This window comes from Pseudomonas syringae group sp. J309-1 (genome assembly GCF_032582135.1).
Classification (GTDB): domain Bacteria; phylum Pseudomonadota; class Gammaproteobacteria; order Pseudomonadales; family Pseudomonadaceae; genus Aquipseudomonas; species Aquipseudomonas quasicaspiana.
On the sequence record NZ_JAWHNU010000010.1, the window covers coordinates 69,022 to 81,943 of the forward strand.

The following is a 12,922-nucleotide window of genomic DNA, read 5'->3' on the forward strand; positions in this document are numbered from 1 at the left end:
CGGGAAACTGTCCCAGTACACTTCACAACTGTTCTGGTGACAAATCGACTATCTTCCTACAAAAGCAAGTCGCCAGCGGTACCGAGGCTGCGTCATGACCAACCTTCTGCTCTACCAGAAAATCGCTCAGCAACTGGCTGAAGACATTCGTCGTGGCGTTTATCAGCCCGGCGAGCGTGTGCCATCAGTGCGCAAGATGAGTTCGCAATTGAATGTGAGTCACGCGACCGTCTTGCAGGCCTATGCGAATCTGGAGGATCAGGGGTTGATTCGCGCCCGGCCACAGTCTGGCTATTACGTGCACCAGACTCCGGCATTGACCGCGCCGACACCCGATATCGCCCGTGTTGAAAGGCCGGGATTGGTGACGCGCAGCAGCATCATTCAGCAGGTTTTGATGGAGTCGCGCCGGGAAGGGGTATTTCCTCTGGGCGCTGCGGTGCCTCACGTCGATTATCTGCCGGTGCGGGCCCTGCATCAGCAGATAGCAAAAGTGACTCGTTTTCAAAGTCCGCGAGCCTTCAGCTACATGTTCAGCCCGGGTTTCGAACCCCTGCGTCGTCAGGTTGCCATTCGTATGCGTGATGCAGGCGTAGTGGTTGATCCGGCTGATGTGGTGATCACCCATGGCTGTGTGGATGCCTTGCAGATGGCCTTAAGGGTGGTAACTCGGCCTGGTGATCTCATCGCAGCGGAATCGCCAAGTTATTACGGGCTTCTGCAACTGGCTGATCTTCTGGGGCTCAAGGTTATTGAGATTCCCAGTGACCCCCAAACGGGCATTAGTCTTGAAGCGCTGCAACTGGCCGCCAATCAGTGGTCGATCAAGGCATTGGTACTGACTTCGCGCCTGAGTAATCCTTTGGGCAGTACTATGCCCGAAGAGCGTCAGAAGCACTTGCTGCGGCTGGCCTCGGACTTCGATATTCAAGTAGTTGAAGACGATATTTATGGCGAGTTGATGTTTGAGCAGGGGCGAGCCAAGGCGTTGAAGGCTTTTGATCGTCTGGGGCGCGTTATCTATTGTTCCAGCTTCTCCAAAACCCTATCCCCCGGCGTGCGTATCGGCTGGATGATTGCGGGCAAATATCAGGCTGAAATTCAGCGCTTGCAGATATTCAGTACTCATTCGGCGTGTAGCGTCACGCAAATGGGCGTTGCCGCCTATCTGGAAAATGGCGGCTATGACCGGCATTTGCGTTTCATTCGCGTGGAATACCGGAAGAACCTAAGCGCTTTTCAGCTCGCGGTGCAGCAGTACTTTCCCGAGGGCACGCAGATGAGCCGACCGCTGGGCGGATTTATCCTGTGGGTCAGCTTGCCAGGGCGAGTCAACACTCAGGAATTGCACATCCGGGCGCTTGAGCAAGGGATCAGCATTGCGCCGGGCCTTATCTTCAGCAATACAGAACAGTTCAACCATTGCATTCGATTGAACTGTGGCATTCCGTGGAATCGTGAAGCAGAAAGAGCGCTCATGACGCTCGGAATGCTGGCCAAACAGTTATGCCAGGAAACGGTTGAGCTCTACTGAGGTCAGCTATATAGGTCCTGCAGACATAGTGTTGTCGTCTGTGGGTTGAATCTCCGTCTTGTTATTGGACGTGCAACAGGCCAGCATGTTGTTTTCTGCCTTTGCCATTTCTGCCCTATGAATGTTTTTCGTTGCGTTGCATTGTCGGTTGTCGTTCTTCTGAGTGCCTGTGATGCTCAGAAGGACGCTGCACCCAAGCCCAAGGTGACCGCCGAGGTTCAGGCGCCAGCGAAACCCGCTGTCAGCCCGCCAGTGGTTGAGGCCCCAAAGTCAGCCTCCGAGCCCGCCAAATCACAATTGCATGAGTTGGCGCCGAATGTGCCGGTGGTTCCGGTTGCGACCAGCGGTGATGCTGCGCCTGCCAGTAAGCAGAACAAGACTGAAGTAGCCAAAGCGCCTGCTGCAAAAACTGCGAAGGAAAAAAAGAGCGATGCGGCGAAACGCAAGTCGGTGGCAGAAAGTAAGAAAACACTTAAGGACACCAGTCTGAATAACGCAAAGCTTGATTTGAGTCTGCCTCCTGAGCTGGCTGAAGAGCTGCAACCTGTCGGAACGGCCAAAGCCAAGCCACGCAAGCCCATATTGCCGCCGATGTTCGGTGATAAGCGTGCGTCTGGTAATGATCCTTTCGAGCTCAATGGGCGCATCTTGAGCAATGAAATGGATTTGCAAATGCGTAACGACAGTCGCCGGGATGTGGAGGGTGCTGCTCTGGATTTCAAATTCAGGCAGTAGCACCTTGCAGTAGTACCGGGCATTTCAAACGCGCGTTTCAGCGGTTACTATCCTCACTTCAATTTTTTCTGTCAGGGTGCTGGTCATGGACTGCCGCTCAGGCTGTGGTGCTTGCTGCATCGCGCCTTCTATCACATCTCCCATTCCAGGCATGCCGGACGGCAAGCCTGCAGGCGAACGCTGCCTGCATCTCTCGCTCGACATGCTGTGCGCTATCTTTGGTCAGCCGGACCGCCCTGCGGTGTGTAGCCAGTTCAAGGCGGCTCAGGATGTCTGTGGCGTTGACCAGGCTGATGCGATCCGTCTGATTACCTGGTGGGAGGAAGCCACAGCAGTTGCTTGAGTTGATTGATCTGTGCCGTAAAACAGAATTGATTCGCTGGAACTTCAACAATAAGGAATACAACAATGAGTTCGCTGCATCGAATGGCTGTTGTCTGTGGGTTGACTGTTCTCGTGGCCGCTGGTGCTCAGGCTGATGACTGGAAAGTTGCGAAGGACGAGGCCGGTATCAAGGTTTCGCTGAGCGAAGTGCCTGGTTCTCAGTACAAGGCTTATCGCGGTGAGACGGTCATCAACGCGAGCGTCGCGAAGTTGCGCAGTCTGCAGGAAGATGTTGCAGGTGCCTGCGCCTGGATTCACGAATGCAAGTCGCAGAAGGTACTCAAGCATGAGGGTAATCAGGCCTGGACATACACTCAGATCAATACACCCTGGCCGGTGACGCCTCGTGATTCTGTATTGCTGGTGACGACGGAAGGGGGCGCTGACGGCAGTCTGACCCGTAAACTTCAGGAAGTACCCACCTACATTCCCGAAGAAAAAGGCTTTGTACGGGTGTCGCAAGTCGACGGCTTCTGGAAGTTCGTGCCGCAAGGACCGAACAAGACGCAGGTGACCTATCAGGTGCACACCGAGCCGGGCGGCAGCGTGCCTTCATGGCTGGCCAACAAGTTCGTGGTGGAGGCGCCGTTCAATACGTTGAAGGCGTTGCGGGAAAGGGCTGAGAAGTAGGCTTCCCTCCCTTTTTTGTAGGAGCGCACGAGCATCGCGGGGCTAACGCTAAAGCGGCCTCGCGGTGCTCGTGCGCTCTCATCAAAAAACATAACTTACTGAATTGAAATGCTTTTTCCCTGTAGGAGCGCGCTTGCCCGCGATCGCGTTAGTACAGGCAATATATGCATCGACAGACAGACTGAATCGCGGGCAAGCGCGCTCCTACAGGTCTCCGTTTTCTACGCGACAGCGTGGTGTCAAGGACACCGGGTCAACTCCTGCTGGGACGGCGGAACAAAAAAGGGCTGCCATTGGCAGCCCTTTTCAGTTGCAGCATGAAGCTTACTTGCGATCTTCCAGTGGCACGATATCGCGAGACACGTAGCCGGTGTACAGCTGGCGTGGACGGCCAATCTTGTACGGGCTGGAGAGCATTTCCTTCCAGTGGGAGATCCAGCCGACAGTCCGCGCCAGAGCGAAGATTACGGTGAACATACTGGTCGGAATGCCAATTGCCTTGAGGATGATGCCCGAATAGAAGTCGACGTTCGGGTATAGCGAGCGCTCGATGAAGTAAGGATCGGTCAGGGCGATCTCTTCCAGGCGCATGGCGAGCTCAAGTTGCGGATCATTGGTAATGCCCAGCTCCTTGAGAACTTCGTCGCAGGTCTGCTTCATCACGGTCGCGCGCGGGTCACGGTTCTTGTAAACCCGGTGACCGAAGCCCATCAGCTTGAACGGATCGTTCTTGTCCTTGGCCTTGGCGATGAACTTGTCGATGTTCGACACATCACCAATTTCATCGAGCATGGACAACACGGCTTCGTTTGCGCCGCCATGTGCCGGGCCCCAGAGCGCGGCAATGCCGGCTGCTATGCAAGCGAACGGGTTGGCGCCCGAAGAGCCCGCCATACGTACTGTGGACGTCGAGGCGTTCTGTTCGTGGTCGGCGTGCAGGATGAAAATCTTGTCCATGGCCTTGGCCAGCACCGGGCTGATCGGTTTGATCTCGCACGGTGTGTTGAACATCATGTGCAGGAAGTTCTCGGCGTAGCTCAGGTCGTTGCGTGGGTACATCATGGGTTGGCCCATGGAGTACTTGTAAACCATTGCTGCCAGCGTCGGCATCTTGGCGACCAGACGGATGGCCGAGATTTCACGGTGCTGTGGATTATTGATGTCCAGAGAGTCGTGATAGAACGCCGAGAGGGCACCCACCACACCACACATCACCGCCATCGGGTGAGCGTCGCGGCGGAAGCCGTTGAAAAAGGTCTTGAGCTGTTCGTGAACCATGGTGTGGTTTTTCACGACAACAACGAACTGGGCTTTCTGCTCGGCGGTTGGCAGCTCGCCGTTCAGTAGCAGATAGCACGTTTCCAGGTAGTCCGATTGCTCGGCCAGTTGTTCGATCGGATAGCCGCGGTGCAGCAGGATCCCGTTGTCACCATCAATGTAGGTGATCTTCGACTCGCAAGAGGCGGTCGACATGAAGCCTGGGTCGAATGTGAAGCGGCCGGTGGCTGTGAGACCACGTACGTCGATAACGTCGGGGCCTACGGTGCCGGTGAGAATGGGCAGCTCGACGGGGGCTGCGCCCTCGATGATCAACTGCGCTTTATTATCAGCCATGTGGCCTCCTGTTTATGCTTCAAATCATCAGACGGCCCCCCACGCAGGGCCCGCACCACTATAGTTAGATAAAATCTAAAGTCAATTTGCCTAAAGTCGTGTTCCAGAAGGCTTTCAGGCTTGATTTACCCTGCGACATTCTGTCACTTACGCTTTTTATCCGGCCAGCGCAATCACCTATTTGAGGGCCCTCTCTGCGTTGTCATTAGTAACCTAACTGTCTATACTCGGCGTCCGACCGCCAGGGGCTTTAGGGCCTGTATACCGGAGGTCGTCACTCCCTGGGTGGTGGGTACCTGACCAGTGCACTTCCCAATAATTTGCCCTGATAGTTAGGGGCTCTTCAAGTGTGAAATAAAGCCGTGAAAAGCCAACGACCTGTAAACCTAGACCTAAGGACCATCAAACTCCCAGTCACTGCTTACACGTCCATTCTTCACCGTGTCTCCGGAGTCATTCTCTTTGTCGGCCTCGTCATCATGCTGTATGCATTGGACAAGTCGCTGAGTTCCGAAGAAGGTTTCGGTGAAGTTAAAGCGTATCTGACCAGTCCGCTGGCCAAGCTTGTGATCTGGGCTCTGCTGTCCGCCCTGCTTTATCACCTGGTAGCGGGCATCCGCCACCTGATCATGGATGCGGGCATTGGCGAGACGCTGGAAGGCGGCAAGCTGGGCTCCAAAATCGTTATCGCCGTATCCGTGGTGGTAATCGTTCTGGCGGGAGTATGGATATGGTAACCAACGTCACTAACCTGTCGCGTTCGGGCCTCTATGACTGGATGGCGCAGCGCGTATCTGCGGTCGTGCTCGCGGCTTATTTCATATTCCTGATCGGATATCTGGTCGCGCATCCGGGCATCGATTATGCCCAGTGGCACGGTCTGTTCTCCCACACTGCAATGCGCATCTTCAGCCTGTTGGCCCTCGTTGCTCTGGGCGCTCACGCCTGGGTCGGCATGTGGACCATCGCAACTGACTACCTGACGCCGATGGCGCTGGGCAAGTCGGCGACGGTTGTGCGTTTCCTTTTCCAGGCAGTCTGCGGCGTTGCGATGTTCGCTTACTTCGTCTGGGGTGTGCAGATTCTTTGGGGTATCTGATCCATGGCTAACATAAATACACTTTCATTCGACGCCATCATTATTGGTGGCGGCGGTGCAGGCATGCGCGCTGCCTTGCAGCTGGCTCAGGGCGGCCACAAGACCGCCGTAGTCACCAAGGTTTTCCCGACTCGTTCGCATACTGTTTCTGCTCAGGGTGGTATCACCTGCGCAATCGCCTCTGCCGATCCAAACGATGACTGGCGCTGGCACATGTACGATACCGTCAAGGGTTCCGACTACATCGGTGACCAGGACGCTATCGAATACATGTGTCAGGAAGGCCCGGCTGCAGTTTATGAGCTGGACCACATGGGCATGCCGTTCTCGCGCACCGAGCAGGGCCGTATCTACCAGCGTCCGTTTGGTGGTCAGTCGAAGGATTTCGGCAAGGGCGGTCAGGCTGCGCGTACGTGCGCGGCGTCCGACCGTACGGGTCACGCCCTGCTGCACACCCTCTATCAGGGCAACCTGAAAGCAGGCACCACCTTTCTGAACGAGTATTACGCAGTTGATCTGGTGAAGAATCAGGACGGCGCGTTCGTGGGTGTGATTGCGATCTGCATCGAAACCGGCGAAACCATGTACATCCGCGCCAAGGCGACTGTATTGGCCACCGGCGGCGCTGGCCGTATCTATTCCTCTACCACCAATGCCCTCATCAATACCGGTGACGGCGTCGGCATGGCACTGCGTGCCGGTGTTCCTGTTCAGGACATCGAAATGTGGCAGTTCCACCCAACCGGCATTGCTGGCGCAGGTGTACTGGTCACAGAAGGTTGCCGCGGTGAAGGCGGATACCTGATCAACAAGCACGGTGAGCGTTTCATGGAGCGCTATGCGCCGAACGCGAAAGACCTTGCTGGTCGTGACGTTGTTGCGCGCTCAATGGTCAAGGAAATCATCGCGGGTAATGGCTGTGGTCCTGATGGCGATCACGTGATGTTGAAGCTTGATCACCTGGGCGAAGAAGTGCTGCACAGCCGTCTGCCAGGTATCTGTGAGCTGTCGAAGACATTTGCGCACGTGGATCCGGTCGTTGCTCCTGTACCTGTTGTGCCTACCTGCCACTACATGATGGGTGGTGTTGCCACCAACATTCATGGTCAGGCCATGACCCAGGATGCTGACGGCAACGATCAGATTCTTCCCGGGCTGTTCGCTGTAGGTGAAGTGGCGTGCGTATCTGTGCACGGTGCCAACCGTCTGGGTGGTAACTCGCTGCTCGACCTCGTGGTATTTGGTCGTGCTGCCGGCCTGCACCTTGAGAAAGTGCTGACCGAAGGCATTGAATATGCTGACGCTAGCGAAACCGATATCGATGCCGCGCTGAGCCGTCTCAATGGCCTCAACGAGCGTACCGAAGGCGAAGACGTCGCTACTCTGCGTCGCGAGCTGCAAAGCTGCATGCAGAACTACTTCGGCGTGTTCCGTACCGGCGAATACATGCAGAAAGGTATCGCTCAGCTGGCGGATCTGCGCGTTCGTATTGGCAATGTCAAGATCAACGACAAGTCCCAGGGCTTCAACACGGCGCGTATCGAAGCGCTCGAGTTGCAGAACCTGCTGGAAGTTGCTGAAGCTACTGCAGTTGCTGCAGAAGTGCGTAAAGAGTCCCGCGGTGCTCATGCTCGCGAAGACTATGAAGATCGTGACGATGAAAACTGGCTGTGCCACACCCTGTACTTCCCTGGCGAGAAGCGGGTTGCCAAACGTGCAGTCAACTTTGCGCCGAAGACAGTACCGGCGTTTGAACCGAAAATTCGGACTTACTAAAGGTGGCCGCTATGTTGAAAGTCGAAGTTTATCGCTATAACCCCGACAGCGACTCTGCGCCTAAAACCCAGGTGTTCGACGTTGATACCGGTGGTAAAGACTTGATGGTGCTGGATGTATTGGCCCTGATCAAGGAACAGGACGAAGGGTTCTCTTACCGTCGTTCGTGCCGTGAAGGTGTTTGCGGCTCCGACGGTATGAATATCAACGGCAAGAACGGCCTGGCGTGCATCACGCCGCTGTCCGCCGTGGTCAAGGGCAACAAGCTGGTGGTGCGTCCACTGCCTGGTTTGCCTGTGATACGTGACCTGGTTGTTGATATGAGCATCTTCTACAAGCAGTACGAGAAGGTTAAGCCATATCTGTTGAACGATACCCCGGCTCCGGCCATCGAACGTCTTCAGACTCCTGAAGAGCGTGAGAAGCTGGATGGTCTGTACGAGTGCATTCTGTGCGCTTGCTGCTCGACTTCCTGCCCGTCCTTCTGGTGGAACCCGGACAAGTTCCTCGGTCCAGCTGCACTGCTGCAAGCCTATCGTTTCCTGGCTGACAGCCGTGACAACAAGACCGCCGAGCGTCTGGCTTCGCTGGATGACCCGTTCAGCGTATTCCGCTGCCGCGGGATCATGAATTGCGTCAACGTTTGTCCGAAGGGTCTTAACCCAACCAAGGCTATCGGTCACGTGCGCAACATGCTTCTGCAAAACGGCGTCTGATTTGACTGTTACATCGTAATGCCGTAATACCCGTAACCGCTGCGGCGCAGGCTTCAACCGGCGCCGTAGTTTTAACCTGAGCAGCAGCGAGTAACGCTGCGGCTCTTATTTTGAAGAAATAAGACCAGCAGGGGCATCCGGGCTGGTACCCGGACTATCTGCGTGATCCTAAGTGGCTTGATACAGTCGCTGCACATGACTATCTCAGGTTTGCTGTGGTGTCTTCGCCGGTGGTGTCCCCTTACCGAGGGTGACCAAGCATGCAAGAAAGCGTGATGCAGCGCATGTGGAACAGTGCCCACCTTTCCGGTGGTAACGCTGCCTATGTGGAAGAGCTCTATGAGCTCTACCTGCACGACCCTAACGCTGTGCCAGAGGAATGGCGCACCTACTTTCAGAAGTTGCCCGCTGACGGCAACTCTGCCACCGATGTATCGCACTCGACGATTCGCGATCATTTCGTGTTGCTGGCGAAAAACCAGCGCCGCGCCCAACCGGTATCCGCCGGTAGCGTGAGCAGCGAGCATGAAAAGAAGCAGGTCGAAGTATTGCGGCTCATCCAGGCTTACCGTATGCGTGGCCATCAGGCTGCCCAGCTCGACCCGCTGGGGCTGTGGCAGCGTACGGCGCCAGCTGACCTGTCGATCAATCACTATGGATTGACCAACGCTGACCTGGATACCACTTTCCGTGCCGGTGACTTGTTCATTGGCAAAGAGGAAGCGAGCCTACGTGAAATCCAGGACGCCCTACATAAGACATATTGCCGCACCATCGGCGCCGAATTCACTCACATCGTGGATTCCGAGCAGCGCAACTGGTTCATGCAGCGTCTTGAGAGTGTCCGTGGCCGTCCTGCTTTCTCTGCCGAAATTCAGAGCCATCTGCTCGAGCGCGTTACCGCGGCAGAGGGTCTTGAGAAGTATCTGGGCACCAAGTATCCGGGCACCAAGCGCTTCGGTCTGGAAGGTGGCGAGAGCCTGATCCCGATGCTGGACGAGTTGATCCAGCGTTCTGGTTCTTATGGCACCAAGGAAATCGTTATCGGTATGGCCCACCGTGGCCGTCTGAACGTGCTGGTCAATACCTTCGGCAAAAACCCGCGCGAGTTGTTCGACGAGTTCGAAGGCAAGAAGAAAGTCGAGCTGGGTTCCGGTGACGTTAAATACCACCAGGGCTTCTCCTCAAACGTAATGACCACTGGCGGCGAAGTTCACCTCGCCATGGCGTTCAACCCGTCTCACCTGGAGATCGTCTCTCCGGTGGTTGAAGGTTCGGTTCGCGCCCGTCAGGATCGTCGTAACGATCCGAACGGTGACAAGGTTCTGCCAATTTCCCTCCACGGTGATGCTGCTTTTGCAGGGCAGGGCGTGGTCATGGAAACCTTCCAGATGTCGCAGACTCGCGGCTTCAAGACGGGCGGCACGATCCACATTGTCATCAACAACCAGGTGGGTTTCACCATCAGCAACCCGCTGGACTCGCGTTCCACCGAGTACGCCACCGACGTTGCCAAGATGATTCAGGCGCCGATTCTCCATGTGAATGGTGATGACCCTGAAGCCGTCGTTTTCGTGACCCAACTGGCTATCGACTACCGCATGCAGTTCAAGCGTGACGTGGTTATCGATCTGGTCTGCTACCGTCGTCGCGGTCACAACGAAGCGGATGAGCCGAGCGGCACTCAGCCTCTGATGTACCAGCAAATCACCAAGCAGCGCACCACGCGTGAGCTGTATGCCGAAAGCCTGATCAAGGCCGGCGTTCTGGACGAGGCTCGCGTACAGGCCAAGATCGACGACTACCGCAACGCGCTGGACAACGGTCTGCATGTTGTGAAAAGTCTGGTCAAAGAGCCAAACAAAGAGCTGTTCGTGGACTGGCGTCCGTATCTGGGTCACGCCTGGACTGCACGTCACGACACCCGCTTTGACCTCAAGACCCTGCAGGAACTGTCAGCCAAGCTGATGGAGCTGCCAGAAGGTTTTGTGGTTCAGCGTCAGGTTCAGAAAATCTACGAAGACCGTCAGAAGATGCAAGCTGGCGGCCTGCCGATCAACTGGGGTTACGCCGAAACCATGGCGTACGCAACCCTGGCGTTCGAAGGTCACCCGATCCGCATGACGGGTCAGGACATCGGCCGCGGTACGTTCTCGCACCGTCACGCTGTGTTGCACAATCAGAAAGACGCCGGGACTTACATCCCGCTGCAGAATCTGTATGCCGGTCAGCCACGTTTCGATCTGTATGACTCCTTCCTCTCGGAAGAAGCCGTGCTGGCATTCGAATACGGCTACTCGACGACTCAGCCAGATGCGCTGGTTATCTGGGAAGCCCAGTTCGGCGATTTCGCCAACGGTGCGCAAGTGGTTATCGACCAGTTCATCACCAGCGGCGAGCACAAGTGGGGCCGTCTGTGCGGTCTGACCATGTTGCTGCCTCACGGTTATGAAGGGCAGGGGCCAGAGCACTCGTCGGCACGTCTTGAGCGTTACCTGCAGGGTTGTGCCGAGCACAACATTCAGGTGTGCGTACCGACTACACCGGCGCAGATCTACCACTTGCTGCGCCGTCAGGTCATCCGTCCGCTGCGTAAGCCGCTGATCGTCCTGACGCCAAAGTCGTTGCTGCGTCACAAGCTGGCCGTTTCTACCCTGGAAGATCTCGCCGAAGGTTCGTTCCAGACCGTGATCCCGGAAATCGACACCCTCGATGCCGCCAAGGTGACCCGTCTGGTGCTGTGCGGCGGTAAGGTTTACTACGACCTGCTGGAAAAACGCCGTGCCGAAGGCCGCGAAGATATCGCCATCGTGCGTATCGAGCAGCTGTACCCGTTCCCGGAAGACGACCTGATGGAGGCGATTGCGCCTTACACCAACCTGCAGAATGTAGTGTGGTGCCAGGAAGAACCGATGAACCAGGGTGCGTGGTATAGCAGCCAGCACCACTTGCGTCGCAGCGTTGGCAATCACAACCGCAACCTCGTCCTCGAGTATGCCGGTCGTGACGCCTCTGCAGCGCCTGCATGTGGTTACGCTTCGATGCACGCCGAGCAGCAGGAAAAACTGCTGCAAGATGCCTTCACTGTTTAACGCCTTCGCGCATTAGAAACCGAATTAAGGAATTACAGATAATGGCTATCGAGATCAAAGCCCCCTCTTTCCCGGAATCAGTTGCCGACGGCACCATTTCCAAGTGGCACAAACAGCCGGGCGAAGCGGTAAAACGTGACGAGCTGCTGGTTGACATCGAGACTGACAAAGTTGTCCTCGAAGTACTGGCTGAAGCTGACGGCGTGCTGGCATCGATCGTGAAAGGCGAGGGCGAAATCGTCCTCTCCAACGAGCTGATCGCAACTCTGGACGGTGGCGCTACTGCATCTGCTGCTCCGGCTGCCGCTGCTGCACCTGCTGCTGCTCCGGCTCAAGCAGCTGCCCCGGCCGCTGCTCCAGCTGCTGGCGACGAAGATTCGGTTGCTGCTCCTGCTGCTCGCAAACTGGCTGAAGAAAACGGCATCAACCTCGCCAGCGTCAAAGGCACTGGTAAAGACGGCCGTGTGACCAAGGAAGACGTGGTTGCTGCTGTTGAAGCCAAGAAGTCCGCGCCTGCTGCTGCACCTGCCGCCAAGCCAGCCGCTGCCGCTGCTCCAGTCGTCGCTGCTGGCGACCGCACCGAGAAGCGCGTACCGATGACTCGCGTACGTGCCACCGTTGCCAAGCGTCTGGTTGAAGCTCAATCGAACATGGCGATGCTGACCACTTTCAACGAAGTCGACATGACTGAAGTCATGGCGCTGCGCTCGAAGTACAAGGACCTGTTCGAGAAGTCCAACAATGGCGTACGCCTGGGCTTCATGTCGTTCTTCGTCAAGGCTACTACCGAAGCGCTGAAACGCTTCCCGGCAGTCAACGCATCGATCGACGGTTCCGACATCGTTTATCACGGCTATGCCGACGTCGGTGTTGCGGTTTCCAGCGACCGTGGTCTGGTGGTTCCGGTTCTGCGTAACGCAGAGCAGATGAGCCTGGCTGAAATCGAAGGCGGCATCGCTACCTTCGGCAAGAAAGCCCGTGACGGTAAGCTGTCCATCGACGAAATGACCGGTGGTACCTTCACCATCACTAACGGTGGTACTTTTGGTTCGATGATGTCGACGCCGATCGTCAACCCGCCACAAGCGGCCATTCTGGGCATGCACAACATCATTCAGCGCCCGATGGCGGTCAATGGTCAGGTTGTGATTCGTCCAATGATGTACCTGGCTCTGTCCTACGATCACCGTTTGATCGATGGTAAAGAAGCTGTGACGTTCCTGGTGACCATCAAGAACCTGCTGGAAGATCCAGCTCGTCTGCTGCTGGATATCTGATTCACGACAGCTGCAAGCCGCAAGCGTCAAGCTGCAAGTAAAAGCAGTTTGGCGCTGAAGCTTTG

The 12,922-nt window shown here is 56.2% G+C and carries 11 protein-coding genes; 10 read left to right on the top strand and 1 reads right to left on the bottom strand.

Going from position 1 to position 12,922, the window contains the following annotated elements; all coding sequences use genetic code 11:
* Positions 1 to 94 precede the first annotated feature (94 nt).
* The 4 genes from RX972_RS08300 (at position 95) to RX972_RS08315 (ending at position 3,283) form a co-directional block, all read left to right on the top strand.
* Entirely contained in the window at positions 95 to 1,534 is a 1,440-nt protein-coding gene (locus RX972_RS08300) for a PLP-dependent aminotransferase family protein (protein WP_122397135.1), read from the top strand.
* A gap of 117 nt (positions 1,535 to 1,651) precedes the next feature.
* A complete protein-coding gene (locus RX972_RS08305) occupies positions 1,652 to 2,269 on the top strand; it encodes a translation initiation factor 2 (protein ID WP_316873973.1) in 618 nt (205 codons plus the stop codon).
* 85 nt (positions 2,270 to 2,354) lie between these two features.
* Positions 2,355 to 2,612 (top strand): YkgJ family cysteine cluster protein, encoded by a 258-nt coding sequence (locus RX972_RS08310; RefSeq protein ID WP_122708787.1) that lies wholly within the window; start codon positions 2,355 to 2,357, stop codon positions 2,610 to 2,612.
* 65 nt (positions 2,613 to 2,677) lie between these two features.
* The gene (locus RX972_RS08315) at positions 2,678 to 3,283 is read left to right on the top strand and encodes an START domain-containing protein (RefSeq protein ID WP_099270811.1); all 606 of its coding nucleotides are present in this window, start codon (positions 2,678 to 2,680) and stop codon (positions 3,281 to 3,283) included.
* Positions 3,284 to 3,607: 324 nt separating this feature from the next.
* Here RX972_RS08315 and gltA read toward each other — a convergent pair whose 3' ends face one another.
* Positions 3,608 to 4,897: a citrate synthase gene (gene gltA, locus RX972_RS08320; RefSeq protein WP_027900891.1), complete on the bottom strand. Its 1,290-nt coding sequence runs from the start codon at positions 4,895 to 4,897 to the stop codon at positions 3,608 to 3,610.
* Between the two features lie 362 nt (positions 4,898 to 5,259).
* Here gltA and sdhC point away from each other — a divergent pair, with 362 nt between their 5' ends.
* From sdhC to odhB, 6 genes are all read left to right on the top strand, one after another.
* The gene (gene sdhC, locus RX972_RS08325) at positions 5,260 to 5,634 is read left to right on the top strand and encodes a succinate dehydrogenase, cytochrome b556 subunit (RefSeq protein WP_080238188.1); all 375 of its coding nucleotides are present in this window, start codon (positions 5,260 to 5,262) and stop codon (positions 5,632 to 5,634) included.
* The gene (sdhD, locus tag RX972_RS08330) at positions 5,628 to 5,996 is read left to right on the top strand and encodes a succinate dehydrogenase, hydrophobic membrane anchor protein (protein ID WP_027900893.1); all 369 of its coding nucleotides are present in this window, start codon (positions 5,628 to 5,630) and stop codon (positions 5,994 to 5,996) included. Before sdhC ends, sdhD begins: the two co-directional genes overlap by 7 nt.
* 3 nt (positions 5,997 to 5,999) lie before the next feature.
* On the top strand, positions 6,000 to 7,772 hold the full coding sequence (gene sdhA, locus RX972_RS08335; protein WP_027900894.1) for a succinate dehydrogenase flavoprotein subunit: 1,773 nt from the start codon (positions 6,000 to 6,002) through the stop codon (positions 7,770 to 7,772).
* Positions 7,773 to 7,783: 11 nt separating this feature from the next.
* The gene (locus RX972_RS08340) at positions 7,784 to 8,488 is read left to right on the top strand and encodes a succinate dehydrogenase iron-sulfur subunit (protein WP_027900895.1); all 705 of its coding nucleotides are present in this window, start codon (positions 7,784 to 7,786) and stop codon (positions 8,486 to 8,488) included.
* Between the two features lie 260 nt (positions 8,489 to 8,748).
* Positions 8,749 to 11,580: a 2-oxoglutarate dehydrogenase E1 component gene (locus tag RX972_RS08345; RefSeq protein ID WP_095096968.1), complete on the top strand. Its 2,832-nt coding sequence runs from the start codon at positions 8,749 to 8,751 to the stop codon at positions 11,578 to 11,580.
* A gap of 41 nt (positions 11,581 to 11,621) precedes the next feature.
* Complete coding sequence (gene odhB, locus RX972_RS08350) at positions 11,622 to 12,857, top strand: 2-oxoglutarate dehydrogenase complex dihydrolipoyllysine-residue succinyltransferase (protein ID WP_027900897.1); 1,236 nt, start codon at positions 11,622 to 11,624, stop codon at positions 12,855 to 12,857.
* Positions 12,858 to 12,922: the final 65 nt, after the last annotated feature.